Origin of the sequence: Streptomyces sp. B6B3, from assembly GCF_039871525.1 — a bacterium.
Lineage (GTDB): Bacteria > Actinomycetota > Actinomycetes > Streptomycetales > Streptomycetaceae > Streptomyces.
The window spans coordinates 246,060-264,451 of the sequence record NZ_JBDPLU010000008.1 but is presented as its reverse complement, the minus strand read 5'-3'; the positions used below and the strand labels follow the sequence as shown (position 1 = coordinate 264,451).

The 18,392-nt window shown below is 73.0% G+C and carries 18 protein-coding genes; 14 read left to right on the top strand and 4 right to left on the bottom strand.

The window, feature by feature from the left end; translation table 11 throughout:
• Positions 1-117 precede the first annotated feature (117 nt).
• Entirely contained in the window at positions 118-1,521 is a 1,404-nt protein-coding gene (locus ABGB06_RS19125; RefSeq protein WP_347590908.1) for an OFA family MFS transporter, read from the bottom strand.
• A gap of 171 nt (positions 1,522-1,692) precedes the next feature.
• On the opposite strand from ABGB06_RS19125, the gene ABGB06_RS19120 reads away from it, so the two are divergent.
• The 3 genes from ABGB06_RS19120 (at position 1,693) to ABGB06_RS19110 (ending at position 5,923) form a co-directional block, all read left to right on the top strand.
• Positions 1,693-2,910, top strand: a complete 1,218-nt coding sequence (locus ABGB06_RS19120; RefSeq protein WP_347590906.1) for a histidine kinase — start codon at positions 1,693-1,695, stop codon at positions 2,908-2,910.
• On the top strand, positions 2,907-3,620 hold the full coding sequence (locus ABGB06_RS19115; protein WP_347590904.1) for a response regulator transcription factor: 714 nt from the start codon (positions 2,907-2,909) through the stop codon (positions 3,618-3,620). Before ABGB06_RS19120 ends, ABGB06_RS19115 begins: the two co-directional genes overlap by 4 nt.
• A gap of 119 nt (positions 3,621-3,739) precedes the next feature.
• Complete coding sequence (locus tag ABGB06_RS19110) at positions 3,740-5,923, top strand: MMPL family transporter (protein ID WP_347590902.1); 2,184 nt, start codon at positions 3,740-3,742, stop codon at positions 5,921-5,923.
• A 125-nt stretch (positions 5,924-6,048) separates the two neighbouring features.
• Here ABGB06_RS19110 and ABGB06_RS19105 read toward each other — a convergent pair whose 3' ends face one another.
• On the bottom strand, positions 6,049-6,795 hold the full coding sequence (locus ABGB06_RS19105) for a GntR family transcriptional regulator (RefSeq protein WP_347590900.1): 747 nt from the start codon (positions 6,793-6,795) through the stop codon (positions 6,049-6,051).
• A 286-nt stretch (positions 6,796-7,081) separates the two neighbouring features.
• On the opposite strand from ABGB06_RS19105, the gene ABGB06_RS19100 reads away from it, so the two are divergent.
• The 6 genes from ABGB06_RS19100 to ABGB06_RS19075 all read left to right on the top strand — a co-directional run bounded on the left by ABGB06_RS19100 (position 7,082) and on the right by ABGB06_RS19075 (position 12,476).
• Positions 7,082-7,849 (top strand): ABC transporter permease, encoded by a 768-nt coding sequence (locus ABGB06_RS19100; protein ID WP_347590898.1) that lies wholly within the window; start codon positions 7,082-7,084, stop codon positions 7,847-7,849.
• Positions 7,846-8,637, top strand: coding sequence for an ABC transporter ATP-binding protein (locus ABGB06_RS19095; protein ID WP_347590896.1), 792 nt, complete (start codon positions 7,846-7,848; stop codon positions 8,635-8,637). The genes ABGB06_RS19100 and ABGB06_RS19095 overlap by 4 nt, the downstream gene beginning before the upstream one ends.
• 19 nt (positions 8,638-8,656) lie before the next feature.
• Positions 8,657-9,670 (top strand): ABC transporter substrate-binding protein, encoded by a 1,014-nt coding sequence (locus ABGB06_RS19090; protein WP_347590894.1) that lies wholly within the window; start codon positions 8,657-8,659, stop codon positions 9,668-9,670.
• Positions 9,663-10,517, top strand: coding sequence for a sugar phosphate isomerase/epimerase (locus ABGB06_RS19085; protein ID WP_347590892.1), 855 nt, complete (start codon positions 9,663-9,665; stop codon positions 10,515-10,517). The genes ABGB06_RS19090 and ABGB06_RS19085 overlap by 8 nt, the downstream gene beginning before the upstream one ends.
• Positions 10,510-12,021 carry a choline-sulfatase gene (betC, locus tag ABGB06_RS19080; RefSeq protein ID WP_347590890.1) on the top strand — a complete coding sequence of 504 codons (1,512 nt, stop codon included), beginning with the start codon at positions 10,510-10,512 and terminating at the stop codon, positions 12,019-12,021. The genes ABGB06_RS19085 and betC overlap by 8 nt, the downstream gene beginning before the upstream one ends.
• 296 nt (positions 12,022-12,317) lie before the next feature.
• Positions 12,318-12,476, top strand: a complete 159-nt coding sequence (locus tag ABGB06_RS19075; RefSeq protein WP_347590888.1) for a hypothetical protein — start codon at positions 12,318-12,320, stop codon at positions 12,474-12,476.
• On the opposite strand, the gene ABGB06_RS19070 is transcribed toward ABGB06_RS19075, so the two are convergent.
• On the bottom strand, positions 12,451-13,068 hold the full coding sequence (locus ABGB06_RS19070; protein WP_347590886.1) for a hypothetical protein: 618 nt from the start codon (positions 13,066-13,068) through the stop codon (positions 12,451-12,453). The two genes, ABGB06_RS19075 and ABGB06_RS19070, sit on opposite strands and share 26 nt — an antisense overlap.
• Positions 13,065-13,868: a MerR family transcriptional regulator gene (locus ABGB06_RS19065; protein WP_347590884.1), complete on the bottom strand. Its 804-nt coding sequence runs from the start codon at positions 13,866-13,868 to the stop codon at positions 13,065-13,067. The genes ABGB06_RS19070 and ABGB06_RS19065 overlap by 4 nt, the downstream gene beginning before the upstream one ends.
• Before the next feature lie 184 nt (positions 13,869-14,052).
• Between ABGB06_RS19065 and ABGB06_RS19060 the strand changes: the two genes are divergently transcribed.
• The 5 genes from ABGB06_RS19060 to ABGB06_RS19040 all read left to right on the top strand — a co-directional run bounded on the left by ABGB06_RS19060 (position 14,053) and on the right by ABGB06_RS19040 (position 18,386).
• Positions 14,053-14,970, top strand: a complete 918-nt coding sequence (locus ABGB06_RS19060) for an ABC transporter ATP-binding protein (protein WP_347590882.1) — start codon at positions 14,053-14,055, stop codon at positions 14,968-14,970.
• A gap of 1 nt (position 14,971) precedes the next feature.
• A complete protein-coding gene (locus ABGB06_RS19055) occupies positions 14,972-15,790 on the top strand; it encodes an ABC transporter permease (RefSeq protein ID WP_347590880.1) in 819 nt (272 codons plus the stop codon).
• A 21-nt stretch (positions 15,791-15,811) separates the two neighbouring features.
• Positions 15,812-17,407 carry a sensor histidine kinase gene (locus tag ABGB06_RS19050; RefSeq protein WP_347590878.1) on the top strand — a complete coding sequence of 532 codons (1,596 nt, stop codon included), beginning with the start codon at positions 15,812-15,814 and terminating at the stop codon, positions 17,405-17,407.
• Complete coding sequence (locus ABGB06_RS19045; protein ID WP_347590876.1) at positions 17,400-18,047, top strand: response regulator transcription factor; 648 nt, start codon at positions 17,400-17,402, stop codon at positions 18,045-18,047. Before ABGB06_RS19050 ends, ABGB06_RS19045 begins: the two co-directional genes overlap by 8 nt.
• Before the next feature lie 162 nt (positions 18,048-18,209).
• A complete protein-coding gene (locus ABGB06_RS19040; protein ID WP_347590874.1) occupies positions 18,210-18,386 on the top strand; it encodes a hypothetical protein in 177 nt (58 codons plus the stop codon).
• Positions 18,387-18,392: the final 6 nt, after the last annotated feature.

Here is an 18,392-nt window from a genome sequence, read left to right as displayed (position 1 = left end):
GGGATCAGCCGGTGAAGAGCTGGGTCGCCTTCCTGATCAGCTCGACCAGCCCGTAGCTGAAGGGGATCGCCACCCAGAGCCAGGCGATGACGAGGAGGGTGCGCCGGTTCATCGAGTTCATCGGGCGGCTCCTTCCGATTCCGACGTCGACTCCGGCCGGGGCTCGGCGGCGGGCGCCGGCTCCGCCGGCTCGTGGTGCCGCTCGTGCACCGGCCGGACGAACTCGTTGGCGACGAAGCCGACGACCAGCAGCGACACCATGACGAAGTAGGAGAGCGTGTAGAGCTCAAGTCCGGAACGCCCCGCCTCCTCCTGGCTGTCGGCGATGGCGTTGACGATCAGCGGCCCGAGCACCCCCGCGGCCGACCAGGCGGTCAGCAGCCGGCCGTGGATCGCGCCCACCTGGTAGGTGCCGAACAGGTCCTTCAGGTACGCCGGAACGGTCGCGAAGCCGCCGCCGTAGAACGACAGCAGTACCAGGGCCGCGACCACGAAGAGCAGCTTGGAGGAGTCCCCGGCCAGGGCCAGCGTCAGGTAGAGCAGCGCGCCGCCGCCGAGGTAGAAGCGGTAGATGTTCTTGCGGCCGACCACGTCGGAGGAGGAGGACCAGGCGATGCGTCCCGCCATGTTGGCCAGCGAGAGCAGCGCGACGAAACCGGCCGCCGCCGCGGCCGTGACCGGTGCGTCCGTCTCGGCGAAGACGTCCTGGATCATCGGCGCGGCCTTCTCCAGGATCCCGATGCCGGCCGTGACGTTGCAGCAGAGCACGATCCACAGGCACCAGAACTGCGGCGTGCGGAGGGCGTTGCGCGCGGAGACGTTGGCCGTGGTGATCAGGGCCCGGGCGCGCGGGGCGACGACGGTCGACGCCTCCCGGCCCGGCGGGCGCCAGTCGGGCGCGGGGACCCGGACCAGCAGCACCCCGAGCGACATGAACACGGCGTAGACGCAGCCGTGCACCGCGAACGTCATGGCGATGCCGCCGGTGTCGGTGCCGAAGCCCTCCAGCATCCGGTCCGACCAGGGGGACGCGATGAGCGCGCCGCCGCCGAAGCCCATGATGGCGATGCCGGTCGCCATGCCGGGGCGGTCGGGGAACCAGCGGATCAGCGTGGAGACCGGGGAGATGTAGCCGATGCCGAGGCCGACGCCGCCGATGACGCCGTAGCCGAGGACCACGACCCAGTACTGCTCGGCCCACACGCCGAGCGCGGAGACCAGGAAGCCGGACGAGAAGCAGACCGTCGAGACGAACATCGCCCAGCGCGGCCCGTTGCGCTCCACCAGCGTGCCGCCGAAGGCGGCGGACAGGCCGAGCATGACGATGGCGAGTTGGAACGGCAGCGCGCTCTGCGTGCCGCTGAGGTCGAGGGACTCCTCCAGCGGGGGTTTGAAGACGCTCCACGCGTACGCCTGGCCGATGGCCAGGTGCACCGACAGGGCGGCGGGTGGCACCAGCCACCTGCTCCAGCCGGGCGGGGCGATGGTCCGTGAGCGGTCGAGGAAGCTGGCCATGGCCATGGGCACCTCCGGACGAGGGTGAGCGGCCCTCCGCAGAAGGTAGTTGAATCTTCCATCGATGAACCCTCGCGGAGACCGGGAAATATCCCTCGCATCGGTGAGGCGGCCGGCCCGGCGGGGTCGCGATACTGGCGGGGCCTTCTGTCTGGTGAGACGCCGGGAGAGTTGCCCATGAGCGGTAGGTCACGCATCGTTACGCTCGCCGATCGGCTGCGTTCCGCGAACCCGTACGTGGTGGACATCGCCCTGGCGGCCGCCGTGCTCGTCGCCGTCTCCTACCAGTTCGTCCTGCCGGAACGGGGCGGCGACGAGGTCACTCTGCAGGGCGTGTTGCTGGGGGTCGGCACGGTGGTGCCGCTGGTGTGGCGGCGGCGGGCGCCGTTCGCGTCCGCCCTGGTGGTCAGCTTCTTCACGGTCAGCATGGCCGTGCACCACGCGCCGGCGCCCGAGGTCAACTCCGCGGGACTCGTCTCGCTCTACACCGTCGCGGCGCTCTCCCGGCCCTGGAAACGGCGGTACATGCTGGTCGGCTGGACGGTCGGCTGCTCCCTGACCATCGCGATCATGGACGGGGAGCCGATCGACTACGGCTTCCACCTGCTGGGCATCGTCGCGGCATACGCGATCGGCGTGCTGACCCGGATCCAACGCGCCTACACCGCCGCCGTGGAGGACCGGGCGCGGCGGCTGGAGCAGGAGGCCGAGGCGGAACGGGCCCGCGCGGCGGCGCGGGAACGCGCGCGCATCGCCCGGGACATGCACGACATCCTGGCGCACGCGGTGAGCCTGATGGTGGTCCAGGCCGAGGCGGGACCCGTGGTGGTGCGGGCCGACCCGGACCGGGCGGAGGCGGCGTTCGACGCGATCGCCGGCGCGGGGCGGGACGCGATGGCGCAGCTGCGGCGGATCCTGGGCGTGTTGAAGGAGGAGCCGAACAAGGCGGACGCGCTGGCGCCGCAGCCGACCGTGGCGGGCCTGCCCGAGCTGGTGCGCCGGGTGACCAGGACCACCGGGCTGCGGGTGGAGCTGCGCACCCGGGGCCGGCCCCGGCCGTTGCAGCCGGACACCGAGGTCGCGGCGTACCGGGTGGTGCAGGAGGCGCTGACCAACACCGTCAAGCACGCGGGCCCGGACGCGACGGCGCTGGTCGAGCTGGACTGGGACGCCGAGCGGAACGAGACGCTGCTGGTCACCGTGACGGACGACGGGCGGCACGGACCCGGTGCTGCCGCCGGCAGGGGCCGCGGTCAGGGGGCGGGGCACGGGTTGATCGGGATCCGCGAACGCGCCGCGGCCTGCGGCGGCAGCGCGGAGGCGGGTCCGGCCGACGCCGGCGGCTTCCGGGTCGCCGCCACCCTGCCGACCGTTCCCCGTAGGGTCGCCGTGTGAGCATACGGGTGGTGGTCGCGGACGACCAGGAGCTGGTGCGCAGCGGCTTCAGCATGATCCTCGACGCGCAGCCGGACATCGAGGTGGTGGCGGAGGCGGGCGACGGCGCCGAGGCGGTCGCCGAGGTCGGCCGGCACGCGCCGGACGTGCTGCTGCTGGACATCCGGATGCCGGGCATGGACGGCATCGAGGCGGCCCGCCGGGTGTGCGCCGAAAGCGACTGCCGGGTGGTGATGCTGACCACCTTCGACCTGGACGAGTACGTCTACGAGGCGCTGTACGCCGGGGCCAGCGGCTTCCTGCTGAAGGACGTGCGCCGGGACGACCTGGTGCACGCGGTCCGCGTGGTGGCCGGGGGCGAGTCCCTGCTGGCGCCCTCGGTGACCCGGCGGCTGGTGGCCGACGTCATCCGGCTCCGCCGCGCGGCGCGCGCCCCCGAGCCGTCTGGTCCTTCCGAGCGACTCGCGGCGCTGACCACCCGTGAGACGGAGACGCTGCGGCTGCTCGCCCGCGGCCTGTCCAACGCGGAGATCGCGGCGACCCTCGTGGTCAGCGAACACACCGTCAAGACGCACGTCAGCAACGTGCTCAGCAAGCTGCACCTGCGGGACCGGGTGCAGGCGGTGATCTGCGCCTACGAGGCGGGCCTTGTCGTCGCCGGCGAAGTCGCTGACGGGGGCGTGGGCGGGGAGCCTCCCTCCCGCGACTGAGATCGGCGGGCGGGAAGACCGCTCGCCTCGGCGATCCGCCGCACCCGCCCACGGACCGACTCTGAGTGGCGAACCGGACGACCAACCGGACGACCCGGACGCCCCACCGAGGAGGACCCGTGCTCACCGCATTCGCCCGGACGGCGACCCGCCGTCCGTTGACCGTTCTCTTCCTCTGGCTGTTGCTGTTGTTGCTGGGCTTCGGCCTGGGCACCGGCGTCTTCGGGCGGCTGACCGACACGGTGGAGTCGGTGCACGGCAGCGAGGCCGAACGGGCCGAGGAACTGCTGGAAAGTGTCGACCCGACGGGGGAGTCGTTCACCGCGCTGGTGAACGGCACCGACGTGCGGGACGCCGGGCTGCGCGCCGCGGTGGACCGGGCGGTGGCCGACGTGCGGGGGATCGACGGCGTGGCCGAGGTGCCCGACCCGTACGCGACGCCCGGGCTGGTCGCCGACGACGGGCGGGCGGTGCTGATACCCGTCGCCCTCGCCGGCGGCCTCGACGACGCCGCCGAGGAGGACGCGGTCGGCGCGGCGGCCGACCGGCTGCGGCAGCTCGACGAGGCGGCCGCGGACGGCGAGGTGCTGGTCAGCGGCGGGCCGTTGCTCGGCGACGAGATGGGCGAACGGGCCCAGCAGGACGTGCAGCGCGCCGAGCTGATCTCGTTGCCCGTGGTGCTGATGCTGCTGCTGGTGGTCTTCGGCGGGCTGCGGGCCGCCGCGCTGCCGCTGCTGGTGGCGATCAGCGGGGTGGCCGGGGCGTTCCTCGCGCTGTTCGCGTTCAGCACCTTCACCGAGGTGTCGGTGTACGCCGTGCAGACCACCACCATGCTGGGGCTCGGCCTCGCCGTGGACTACGCGCTGCTGATGGTGGTCCGGTTCCGCGAGGAGCGGCGGGACGCGCCCGACCCCGACGACATTCCCGCGATCGTGCACCGCACGGTGGCCGCGGCCGGGCGCACGGTGCTGTTCTCCGGGCTGACGGTGGCGGTGTGCCTGAGCGGGCTGCTGGTCTTCCCCAACACCTTCCTGCGCAGCATGGGCCTGGCGGTGGCCGCCGTGGTCGTGGTGGACATGCTGGCCGCGGTCACGCTGCTGCCCGCGCTGCTGGCGCGTTTCGGCGCCCGGATCCCGGCGGCGCGCGCCCCGCGCGGACGGAAGGAGCCGGGCCGGATGTTCGCCCGGCTGGCCGACTTCGGCATCCGTCGCCGGCTGGCCGTGCCGCTCGCCGTCGTCGCGGGCCTGGCGGTGCTGGCCATCCCGGCGTTCTCGATGAGCCTGGCGGTCGGCGACGCCCGTTCGCTGCCCGACGACGCGGAGGCGCGGCAGTTGGACGACGCCGTGCGGGCGCACTTCCCCGAGGGCAGCGACGTCAACCCGGTGCTGGTGCTGCTGCGGCCCGGCGCGGACCCGGAGTGCGTGGACACGTTCTCCGCGCTGCCCGGCGTCGCCGCGGCCGAGACCACGGCGCTGCCGGACGGCGGCACGCTGCTGGAGCTGACGCCGACCGGCACGGTGGACGGCCCGGTGGCCACCGGCCTGGTCGAGGAGGTCAGGGAGCTGCGCGGCGACGAGCCGGTGCTGGTCACGGGCATCGCGGCGCATCTGGTGGACTTCCGAACGATGCTGGCGAGCCACGTGCCGTGGGCGGTGGCGATCGTGCTGGTCGGCGTCGCGGTGCTGCTGTTCGCCTTCACCGGTTCGGTGCTGGTGCCGCTGCGCACCATCGCGACCACCGTGCTGAGCCTGGGCGCGGCGCTCGGCATCGTGGTCTGGGTGTTCCAGGACGGCAATCTGGCCGGCTGGTTCGGCGCCGAGGGGCTGGGCGCGCTGAACCTCACCGCGCCGCCGCTGACCATCGCCATCGCCTTCGGTCTGGCCATGGACTACGAGCTGTTCATCCTGGCCCGGATGCGGGAGCACTGGCTGCACACCGGTGACGAGCGGGCCGCCGTGGTGGAGGGCCTGCGCAGCTCCGGACGGGTGGTCAGCTGCGCGGCGCTGCTGCTCGCGGTCGTCTTCGGCGCGTTCATGACCGGCGGGTTCTCCCCGATCCTCCAGGTCGGCCTCGGCCTGACGCTGGCGGTGCTGATCGACGCCACGATCGTCCGGATGCTGCTGGTGCCGGCCACCATGGCGCTGCTCGGCCGCCGCGCCTGGTGGGCACCGGCGCCGCTGCGCCGCCTGCACGACCGGTTCGGCCTCAACGAGGCGCCGCCGGCCGCGCCGCCGGCGCCGGCCGCCGAACGGGAGCCCGCGCTGGCGGCCACGGCGGAGACCTCGTCCGCTTCAGGCGGCTAGCGGTCCCACCGCGCCCCGGCCTCTGACTTCCGCGGCCGGGAGGGCATGTGGCACGGACCTTCCCCGAGCGGGCCGGCGAACGACGAGCACCTCGTCGGTTCGCCGGCCCGCCGGCCTGCCGGGGGTCAACGACCCTGTGCGCACACGCGGATCCGCGCCGGGTTGAAGGTGAGGCGGCCGACCGAGACCGTGTCGACGACCTCGCGGTAGACGCCCTGGAGGCGCGCGTCGACCACCAACAGCGGTGTCCCGAGGGGGACCTGGAGTTCCGACGCCAGCTCGTCGCCGGCCGCGACGGCGCCGACGACGTGGTCGACGAGGTCCACGTTGATGTGCTCGACCTCGGCGAGGAACGTCGAGACGCCGTCGGTCAGGGCGTCGATGTGGATCCCGTGCCCGCGCAGCACCTTGGGGATCACGTGTTCGCCGAGGGCGGCCGGTCCTGAGTCGAGCACGTACTTGCGCCGCACCCGGTAGACCTCGTCTCCTTCGGCGATGCCGAGCCGCTCCGCGTCCCCCCGTGCGGCGCGCTCCAGGACCACGGCCACCCACTCGATGTGGAACGGCTGGTCGCTCCGCGCGAAGAAGTCGGGGATGGAGACGATCTCGTCGATCGGGTAGGCGAGCGGGGCATCCGCCTCGGGCGCGACGAGCGTGTCGCCGACGATCAGCGTCCCGACCCGGCGACGACGAACGACCACCCCGTCGCTTTCGAGACGAGCCAGCGCCTCCCGCAGGGAGTTGCGGGACACGCCGAGCTCCGTGCTCAGGGCCGCCTCCGTGGGCAGCCGGTCCCGTCCGCGGCGCCGGTACTCGTGGATGAGGGCGACGAGACCCTCGTGTGCGCGCTCGGCGGCACTGTGCATCGTCATCGCGGAACCCTTCACTTGAAAGGTAGAACCAATACCGGGAACTTCAGCGGATCATTCCGTTGACATGCTGGCGGTGCGCGAGGCATGCTCCCCTATCAAAGGTAGGATATATCATTCATCAATGATCGCACGAATGTGATTGAGGTCGATGGATCCCACAGCACGAACGCCCACGCGGGCAACTGCCGCGCGACCACCCGAAGAACGTCGCGACCCCGCCCCCTCACCCGACCCGGCCCCGCCCGAACGAGGCGCATCCGGCGACCCGTCGGGCAGAGGCGTCGTCGTGCGTCGGATCGCGGCGAACAGCGCCCTCGGCACGCTCGGGTTCGTCCTGATCGTGTCAGCCTGGCACATCGCCGCGGCCCTCGAACTCACCCGTCCTGGGCTGTTGCCGCCTCCGCTGGAGGTCGGCCGGGTCATCGTGGACGGCCTCACGTCGGGGCCGCTCCTGTCCGATCTACTGGTCAGCTGCCGCCGCGTGGTGCTGGGCGTGGCCATCGGCATGGTCCTCGCGATCCCGTTCGGGTTCGCCCTGGGCTGGTTTCCGCGGGCCCGGGTGACGTTCAACCCGCTGGTCAACTTCTTCCGGGCCCTGCCGCCCATCGCGCTGGTGCCGCTCGTCGTCATCTACTTCGGCATCGGCGAGGTGGCGCGCGAGGTCATCCTCGTCTACGCGGCCTTCTTCGCGACCGTCATCATCGTCTACGAGGGCGTCGGCGGCATCGAGGAGAAGTACGTCCGGGCCGGGCAGACGCTCGGCACGTCGCGGCTGGAGCTGTTCACGAAGATCGTGCTCCCGCTCTCCACGCCGCACATCTTCACCGCGGCGCGCGTCTCCCTGGGGATCGGCTGGTCCTCGCTCGTCGCCGCGGAACTCGTGGCGGCCCAGGACGGACTGGGCGCCTCGATCCAGAACGCGAGCAACTTCCTAGACGTCCCCGGGATGTACGCCGGCATCATCCTGATCGGGCTCTCCGCCCTGGTGATGGATCTCGCGATCCGCGCCGGCGCGGTCCGGGTGCTGCGCTGGCAGGACAGGGGATCGCGATGAGTACGACGACCCGAACCGGCGTCACGGTGCGCGACGTCAGCAAGGGATTCGGCAAGGGAGCCAAGCGGGTCACCGTTCTCGACCACGTCTCCCTGCACATCGACGACGGCGAGTTCGTCGCCGTCGTCGGCCCGTCGGGTTCCGGGAAGAGCACGTTGCTGAACACCATCGCGGGGTTCATCGCTCCGGACTCCGGGCGCGTCGAGGTCGACGGCGAGCTGGTCACGGGCCCCGGCCCCTCGCGTTGCGTCGTCTTCCAGGAGTACGCCGTCTTTCCCTGGCTCACGGTCGCGCGCAACATCGACTTCGGGACGCGGCTCCGCGGCTGGACCGGCGATCGGGCGGGCCGAGCCGAGATCGTCGACCGCTATCTCGACGTCATGGGGCTGACGGCGTTCCGCGACGCCCTGCCGAAGACGCTCTCGGGCGGCATGAAGCAGCGGGTCGCCATCGCGCGGGCGTACGCCGTCGATCCCGCGATCCTCCTCATGGACGAGCCCTTCGCGGCACTCGACGCCCAGACCAGGGAGCAGATGCAGGAGGTGCTGCTGGAGATCAACCAGCGCGACCGGCGCACGGTGCTCTTCGTGACGCACCAGGTCGAGGAGGCGCTCTTCCTCGCCGACCGGGTGGTCGTCATGGCCGCCCGCCCGGCCCGCATCCGCGAGGTGATCGACGTGCCCTGGGGCGCCGAGCGGGACCACGACCTCAAGCTCACCCCCGACTTCATCGCCCTGCGCCGTCGCGTCGAGGGCCTGCTGCGCGCCGACGCCGGCGACCGCGTCTGAGGACCACGCAAGGAGAACCATGAACAGGAACGTCATCGTCGCCGCCGCCACCGCGACCGCCGCCGCCGCGGCGCTCGTCTCGTGCGCGGCGGACGCGGGCCGGCAGCCGAACAGCGACGGCGTCACCACGGTGCGGGTGGGCTACATCCCCGGCGCGCACGACGTCGCCCAGCTCTTCGTCGCCGACGACGCCGGATACTTCGCCGACCAGGACATCGCCATCGAGGCGACCCCGTTCCAGACCGGGATCGCGATGTCGCAGGCACTGACCGGGGGCAGTATCGACGTCGGCGTGATGGGCGCCGTCGTCGCGAACTTCCCCGCCCGCGGGCAGGGCAGGGTGATGGTGCTCAACAACCAGCAGGTCGACATCCACCAGATATGGGCCACCCCGGAGTCGGGGATCGAGAGCGTCGAGGACCTGAAGGGGGCCCGGATCGCGACGACCTCGGGAACGGCGTCGGACCTGGTGCTCCAGGTCGCGCTCGAACAGGCCGGCCTCACCCGCGACGACGTCGAGATCGTCAATCTCGAGATGCCGTCGGTGGCCAACACCTTCGTCACCGGCGGGGTCGACGCGGCCTCGTTGTGGGCGCCGTTCGACCAGCAGGTCGAGGAGAACCTCCCGGACGCGAACCTCGTCGCCACCGCGGCGGAGCTCGACTCGCCCATCTCCGGAGGATGGGTCGCGAGCACCGCGTTCTACGAGAACGAGCCGGAACTCGTCCGGGGCATGGTCCGCGCCTGGCAGCAGGCCAACACGGACATCGTCGCCGACCCGGAGGCGGCCCTCGACGTCTTCTGCCCGCGCATCGAGGAGAACATGCCCCGGGACGTGTGCGAGGACCTCTACGCGAAGACCGAGGCGTACCCGAACGACCAGTGGGCCGAGCTCTACGAGGACGGCACCGTCGTCGACTGGATCAGCGGCATGCAGACCGTCTTCGAGGAGATCGGCGGGCTGGAGGGCGCGACGGTCGACGCCGAGGAGTACGTCGACACGACGACCTTCGGCGAGGTCCTGAATGACTGACCCGGGGACCGGTCCGCGCCCGCCGAGGCCCAGGCTCACCACCGGCATCAACTCCCAGACCGTTCCCGGCCTGGACGCCGAGGCGTTCCTCCGGGGCGCTCGGGCCAGCGGCGTTGACGGTGTGGAGCTGACCGGCGAGCTCGTCGCCGCCGCGCCCGCGCCGGTGGCGTCGCTGCTCGACGAGACCGGGCTCCGGCTCTTCGGCGTGACCCCGACCCCGGCGCTGCACCAGTGGCACTGGCGTTGGACCACCCGGACGGAGGAGCGGCTGCGCGCCGAGGTCCAGATCGCGGCCGAACTCGGCGCGGACTACTTCGTCATGCCGTTCATGGACCCGCGCGGCGATGCCCGGAGCGTCGCGCACGGCCTCACCCGCGCGCTGTCGCTCACCGCCGGTACCGACATCCGGCTCGCCGTCGAGCCGATCGGGCACCATCCGGTCCTGCCGCGGGCGGAGGAACTCGCGCCGACGCTCCGCGCCTTCGACGACGACCGGATCGGGCTGCTCCTCGACTCCTTCCACTGGTTCCGCGCAGGTCACGATCCGGACGACCTCCGCCACTACGAGGACGTCCCGATCCTCGCCCTGCAGATCTCGAACGCCAACGAACGACCGACGCCGGAACTCCTGGGCTACCGCGACCGGACCTTCCCGCTCGACGGACGCTTCGACGTCGCCGACCTCTGCGCCCGCGTCGTGGAGCTCGACCCCGGGACGCCGATCGTCGTCGAGGTCATCGGCGACGTCGCCGCGACCACGGCGCCCCGTCTCGCCTTCCGAACCGCCCGGACCCAGCTGGCCGGCATCGAGGCCCACATCGACGGACTGGAGCTCCAGCGTGCCTGAAACGCCCAACATCCTGCTCATCGTCGCGGACCAGCTCATCGCGGAGCTGACCGGCGCCTACGGCCACCCCGTCGTCCAGACGCCGAACCTGAACCGCCTGGCGCGCCGCGGCGTGCGCTTCGACGCCGCGTACTGCCCCGTTCCGGTGTGCTCGCCGTCCCGCAGCTCGATGCTCTCCGGGCGGTTCGCCTCCACGAACTCGGCGTGGGACAACGCCGCCCCGATCGCGTCCGACCTGCCGATGCTCCCGCACTATCTCGCCACGGCGGGCTACGACACCGCGCTGTCAGGAAAGATGCACTTCGTGGGGGCCGACCAGGAGCACGGCTTCGCCAAGCGCCTGACGACCGACATGTTCCCCAGCACCCTGGCGTGGACCCCGGACCGCGACAGGGTCGGACGGTTCACCCATCCGGCGAACCCCTGCGGTCCACCGATCGCCATCGACTACGTCAGCTCGGGGCCGGTGCAGTGGACCGAACAGTTGCAGTTCGACGAGGAGACGCACTACCGCGCGCTCGAGTTCCTGCACTCGAAACGCACCGAGCGACGCGGATCGCTCCAGGTGCCGACGCCGCCCGCCGACGAGCGCCCCTGGCTGCTCGTCGCCTCCTACCACCACCCGCACGAGCCGTTCCTCACCCCGCGGAAGTACTGGGACCGCTACGCCGACGCCGAGATCGACCCCGTGCGCGTCCGCGGCGGCGCCGACCTCCCGCGCTCGGCCATGGACGACTGGGTGGACACGCTGCACGGCGTGGACGGCGTCGACCTCGCGGACAGCGAGGAGGCGTACCGCACCCGCCGCGCCTACTACGCCCTCGTCACCTACATCGACGACAAGGTCGGCGAGCTGCTCGACACGCTCGAGGAGACGGGCCACGCCGACGACACCCTCATCGTCTTCACCAGCGACCACGGGGACATGCTGGGCGAGCGCGGCATGGTGCAGAAGCGCACGTTCTACGAATGGTCGGCACGCGTCCCGCTGATCATGGCGGGCGGCCCCGTGACCGCACGCGGCACGGTCTCCACCGTTCCGGTCTCGCTCCTCGACCTCGTGCCGACGGCGTGCGAACTCGTCGGCGTCGAACCGATCCGCCCGGACGGACGGAGCATCCTCCCCGAGCTCACCGGTGGATCCGTCGACGAGCGGCCGGTGTTCGTCGAGTACCACTCCGAGGGCGTCTACGCGCCCTGCTGGATGCGCCGGTCCGGAAACCTCAAGTACACCTACGTCCACGGCCACGGCCACCAGCTCTTCGACCTCAGCACGGACCCGCGGGAACTCGTCGATCTCTCCGCCGACCCCGGACACGCCGACGACGTCGAGGCGGCCCGGGCGGACATTCTGCGCCGGTTCGACCCCGACGACATCGAGGCCCGGATCCGGCGGAGCCTCCAGGACCGCGAAATCGTCAGGAGCTCCATGGCGACCACCGGCGCCGTCTGGGCGTACGACCCCGATCCCTCGCTCTTCACGCGCTACTGGCGCGAGACCTGACGCCGGCGTCCCTCTGGGCGACGGAGTGTCGCGGTCGGCGGGCCCCCCGACCCGCCGGCCCGCGACGCTCCGCGGTGGTGCGCCCTCAGGGCCGCTCCGTCCCGTCCGGGGGCACGTCGTGAGGGTCCTCCGCGACGTAGTTGATGACGAAGGACCGGGCGGTGCTGCCCTCCGGGCGGAGGACGAGGAACCACTGACCGTCGGCGCCAGCGGCCTCGACCAGCCGAGGAGTGGTCGAGGCGCCGTCCTCCCACTCGAACGGAGCCAGTCCCTGCGGACACGCCGATCACGCCTGTTTGCCGCGCGACCGGATGGGCGAGGCCGCCGAGGATCTCGACGCGACCTACGCCGTCCTCGACCTCGGCCTCGACCCCGAGGGCACCTGGCCCCTCTCAGTGTTCGACGAGGCGTACGTCTTCGAGGGCACCCTCACGTCCTGGTCCCCGCGGTTCTGAGCGCCGCGACCGTCGCGTCCGGATCGTCGGCGTAGAAGCGCAGCACCCGGGCCGAGGCGCGACGGCCGAGCGGGCGGGTGAACGCCACCGGCTCGGTGAGCTCGACCGTGACGTTGGTCTGGCTGCCCACGGCCAGGTCGAGCTCGCCGTCGTCGCCCACCCGCACCAGCCCGCCGCCGGGGAACCGCCGGTCCCGCCGGACCGAGGCGATCCGGTCGGCGGGCACGGCGACGCCCACCAGCGCGCCGTACCGCAGCCGCAACGAGCCGTCCGCGCCGACCACATGCGGCCGGACGACGCAGGACGCGTGCAGCGCCACCACGAAGTAGCAGCCCCACACGCCGAGCACCAGCAGCAGCCGGTGCACCAGCGGCCAGGGTATGAGGAACGCCAGCGCCACCGTCTCGACCACGGAGACGAAGAAGAACAGCAGGAAGACGGTCGTCTGCCCGCTCGCGTACGGCACCGGCAGATCGCCCGCGGCGGGGCGCACCCCGTGCGGCGGACGGCGGGTGACCCAGCGCAGCAGGCTGGTGGTGAGCACGAGTTCGTGGCGCGTGAGGCGGTACGTCGCCACCGCCGCCCGCCTCATCCCGCACGCTCCCGCAGCAGCTCGATGGCCTGCCGGATCGCCTCGGCCTGGGCCGGGGCGTACTCGGCGAAGAACGCCTCGGCGAAGCCGCCCTCGGCGCCCGCCGCCCCGCCCGCGCCGTCCCAGGTCCGGATCGCGCCGACGACCTCGTCCGGCATGACCGCGGCGATGTCCCGGGCGACGGCGCCGACCCTGGGATCGTCCTCCGCAGCCTCCGCCAGCTCGTCCATCCGGGCGTAGATCTCGTACGCGCGCCGCATCGCGTCGGGTTCGGAGCTCATCGTCCGCAGCAGTCCCTCCAGCCAGTTCCGGGAACCCGCGCCGGGCACCCCGTCGAGCAGCGCCAGCAGCTCCCGCTCCCGGGCCGCCATCGCCGGCTCGGGCCCGGGCAGCGCCGCCGAGGCGCGGGCCATCTCCGCGAAGACCGCGGCCACCTCGGGCGACACCGGGCCCTCCGCCGGCAGCCCGTCGCCCTCCTCGGCCCGCCGCAGCAGCTCCGCCAGCGTCGCCCGGCGCTGCCGGATGTCCTCCTCCTGCCTGGCCAGGTCCGCGTCCAGCTCGACGAGCACCTCGGCCAGGTCCCGGCCGGCGTCCGCCGCGAGCACGTCCCTGATCTCGTCCAGGGCCAGGCCGAGTTCGGTCAGCCGCCGGATCCGGGCCAGCTCGACCGCGTCCCGCAGGTGGTACGCCCGGTAGCCGTTGGCCTGCCGGGCGGGCTCGGGCAGCAGCCCGATCCGGTGGTAGTGGCGCACGGTGCGGGTGCTGACCCCGACCAGCGCGGCGAGCTCTCCGATACGCATGCCGCCAGTAGAAACGTTGACGTCGCGACAAGGTCAAGCGTCGGCGCGGCGCGCCCCGAACCGCGGGCCGCGCACCCTGGCCAGCGCGACGGCGGAATGATCCCCGCATCAGCCGATCGGCTGATGCCGATCCGAGCGAGACGGCCGATGCGGTGGGCGCCGGCCGCGCGGGAGGCTCGACGGCATGGCGATCATCGAGGTCGAGGACCTCCGCAAGGCGTACGGCGGCACACCCGCCGTGGACGGGGTGTCGTTCGCCGTCGAGGCGGGCGAGATCTTCGGCATCCTGGGCCCGAACGGCGCGGGCAAGACCACCACCGTGGAGTGCGTCGAGGGGCTGCGCACGCCCGACGCCGGCCGGGTCCGGGTGGCCGGGCTCGACCCGCTGGCGGACCACGACCGGGTCACCGAGGTGCTCGGCGTGCAGCTCCAGCAGAGCGAACTCCAGCCCAGGCTCACGGTCGGCGAGGCGCTCCGGCTGTACAGCGCCTTCTATCCCGACCCGGCCGACTGGCGGCCCCTCGCGGCCCGGCTCGGCCTGGCCGACCGGCTCGACGTCCGGTTCGGCAAGCTGTCCGGCGGCCAGAAGCAGCGGCTGTTCATCGCGCTGGCGCTGGTCGGCAACCCGCGGGTCGTGGTGCTCGACGAGCTCACCACGGGACTGGACCCGCGCGGCCGGCGCGACACCTGGCGGCTGATCGAGCAGGTGCGGGACTCCGGGGTGACGGTGCTGCTGGTCACCCACTTCATGGAGGAGGCCCAGCGGCTGTGCGACCGGATCGCGCTGATCGACCGCGGCCGGGTCACCGCCGTCGACACCCCGGCCGGGCTGATCAGCCGGACCGCCGGCGCGACGGTCATCTCGTTCACGCCGTCCGCGCCGGTGCCGGAGGCGGAGCTCGCCGCGTTGCCAGGCGCCACGGCCGTGGACCGGGTGGACGAGCGGCTGACCGTGCACGGCAGCGACGAGACCGTCAACGCGGTGATGTCGCTGCTCGCCAGGCGCGGCGTCACGGCCGAGCAGCTGCGGGTCAGCGACACGAGCCTCAACGACGCCTACCTCGACCTCACCGAGCCGGACCACGACGACAGGGACGACTGACATGCCCGCACCCACTCCCACGTCCCCGACCACGGCCGCCCCGGCCCACGCGCACTCCCGCGCCCGCGCGTCCGCGCCCTCCGGCGCCTCGGCGGCCGTACTGCGCGCGGAGGCCCGACTGTTCCGCCGGGAACCGGCCGCCGTCTTCTGGATCATCCTCTTCCCGGCGCTGCTGCTGACCATCCTCGGGCTGATCCCCGCGATGCGGGAGGTCGACGAGGAGCTCGACGGGCAGCGGGTCATCGACCTGTACGTGCCGACCGTGGTGCTGCTCGCGATGATCGTGGCCGGCGTGCAGAGCATGCCCGTGACGCTGACCAGCTACCGGGAGCACGGCATCCTGCGCCGGCTGTCCACCACCCCGGCCCGCCCCCGTTACCTGCTGATCGCCCAGCTGGTGCTGCACGGCGCGGCGATGCTGCTCGGGCTGGTGCTGGCGCTGGTCGTCGGCCGCCTCGCGTTCGACGTCGGGCTGCCGTCCCAGCCGGCCGGCTACGCGCTGACGGTGCTGGTCGCCGGGTTCGCGGCGCTCGCGCTCGGTGGGCTGCTCTCGTCGTTCTTCCGGACGGTGAAGGCCACCCAGGCCGTCAGCACCGCCGTCTTCTTCCCGATGATGTTCACCGCCGGCGTCTACGTCCCGATCAGCACGCTCCCGGACGGGCTGCGCACCGTCGTCGAGCTGACGCCGTTCGGCGCGGCGTCGCAGGCGCTGGACGCGGCGGCCGTGGGCGACTGGCCGAGCTGGACGCATCTCGGCGTCACCGCGCTGTGGGGTGTGGTGCTGGTCTCGGCGGCGGCCCGTTGGTTCCGCTGGGAGTAGCGACCCGGCATGCTGAACCCCATGGCCAGGGCATACGACACGGGCGGTGCGCCGCACGCGCCGGCCGGGCCCGACCGGGCCGACGCCCCGGCCGCCCCCGCTGGCGGCCCCGGCCCGGCGGACGACCGGAACGCCGCCACGGCAGGCGCCGCCGCCGGACCGGGCGCCGCCGCGCCGGGTACCACCGGCCCGGACACCACGGGCCGGGACACCGCCGCGCCGAGGGACGGACGCCGCGAGGGCCTCGGCACCGCCGGCGGATCGCCCCGCGTCGGGGACACCCACGCCGACGCCGATCCCCCCACGCCCGCATCCCCCGATCATCTGGCCGGCAAGGCCAACGCCGACGCCGACGCCGGGGTCGAGGCGTGGTGGGCGGGGTTCCTGCGGTGGGGTCCGTACGCGCTGCTGGTCCTGGCCACGGGGCTCAGCGCGGCCACGGCCGGATCGCTGATGACCCGGGGCCAGGTCTACGCCGCCGTCGCGCTGGTGCTCGTCGCGTTGCTGCTCCAGGTGGTGTGGCAGCGCGCCGGCGTCTCCCCGGTGGAGCCGAGCCGCGTCGGTCGGCGGTACTACACCGCACGGCTGCTGCTCGGCTTCGTCCTCACCTGGTTGAACCCCTTCTTCGCGGTCTACGCGACGATCGGCTACTTCGACGCCCCGCGCCTGCTGCGCGGCCCCGCCCTGTGGGCGGGGCTGATGGGCACCGCCGTGACCATGGCCGGCTCCCAGTCGGGCGGCCTGCCACCGCCCGACGCCACCGGCTGGATCGCCTTCGCCGCGCTGTTCCTGCTGAACGCCTCGCTGGCCGTGATCTTCGGCCAGCTCGGCGTCCGCGAGGAACGCGCCGCGCGGGCCAGGACCGACACCATCGAGCAGCTGGCCCGCACCAACGCCCGCCTGGAGCAGGCCCTCACGGAGAACGCCGGACTGCACGCGCAGCTGCTGGTGCAGGCCAGGGAGGCCGGGGCCCAGGACGAACGCGGCCGGCTCGCCGCGGAGATCCACGACACCCTGGCCCAGGGCCTCGCCGGCATCGTCACCCAACTGCAGGCCGCCGAGGACGCCGCGGAGCCGGGCGCCGCCCGCGCCCATCTGGCGCGGGCCGCCGCGCTGGCCCGGCAGAACCTCGGCGAGGCCCGGCGTTCCGTGCACAACCTCGGCCCGGCCGCGCTGGAGCACGACGCGCTGCCCGAGGCGCTGCGCAAGCTCGTCGCGATGTCCAGCCCGCGCGGGCTCGCCACACCGGCCGAGCTCACCGTCACCGGCACCGTCGAGCCGCTGCACGACGAGATCGAGGCGACGCTGCTGCGCATCGCCCAGGAGGCGCTGGCCAACGCCGCCCGGCACGCCGGCGCCACCCGGATCGGCGTCACCCTCTCCTACATGGGCGACGAGGTGTCGCTCGACGTCCGCGACGACGGGAGCGGCTTCGACCCGGCCGCGCCGCGGCCCGATGCCCTCGGCGATGCCCTCGGCCGTGGCCTCGGCGGCGGCTTCGGCCTGCGCGGCATGCGGGCCCGGGCGGAACGCGTCGCCGGCACCCTGGACATCGAGTCGGAGCCCGGGCACGGCACCGCGATCTCCGCCCGCGTACCGTTGGTGCGCCATGGCTGACCAGACCACCCCGGCGACCCCGATCTCGCTGCTGATCGTCGACGACCACCCGGTGGTGCGGGACGGGCTGCGCGGAATGTTCGCCGCCGCCCCGGACTTCGAGGTGCTCGGCGAGGCCGCGGACGGCCCCGAGGCGGTCAGGATCGCCGCCGCGCTCGACCCGGACGTGGTGCTGATGGACCTGCGGATGCCCGGCGGCGGGGGCGTCGCGGCGATCGCCGAACTGGCCCGCCGGGGCGTGCGGGCCAGGGTGCTGGTGCTCACCACCTACGACACCGACTCCGACACGCTGCCCGCCATCGAGGCCGGCGCCACCGGCTACCTGCTGAAGGACGCGCCGCGCGACGAGTTGTTCACCGCGGTCCGCGCCGCCGCCGCGGGCCGCACCGTGCTGTCCCCGGCCGTCGCCTCGCGGCTGGTCTCCCGGGTGCGCGGCCCCGGCAACGAACCGCTCAGCGCCCGCGAGCGCGAGGTGCTGGAGCTCGTGGCCCGGGGAACGTCCAACCGGCAGATCGCGGCGTCGTTGTTCATCAGCGAGGCCACCGTCAAGACGCATCTCGCGCACGTCTACGCCAAGCTCGGCGTCAACGACCGCGCCGCCGCCGTGGCCACCGCGTACGACCGCGGCATCCTGGGCTGACCCCGCTCCCCCCTCGCTCGCCGGGCGCCCCCACCGAGCCGGTTCGCGACCTGGGACGAGCCAAGTCGGGTGCCTCAAACGGCCGTCACGGGGAAGTCGGAAGGGACCGTCGCGCCACCGCCAGCCGGGCGGTGTGCCGTCGAACCGACAGGAGGACCGCGCATGCTGGCTGTCGCCGCGGCCGTGCTCTTCGGCATCGCCTTCATCATCAACGCGTCCGACACCACCACCGAGGACATCTTCACCCCGACCAGCCTGATGTTCGTCGGGCTGACGCTCCTCGCGCTGCACCTGGCCGGCATCGGCTCCGGCTGGTCCGCCCGCGCCCGCAGACGCTGACCGCGC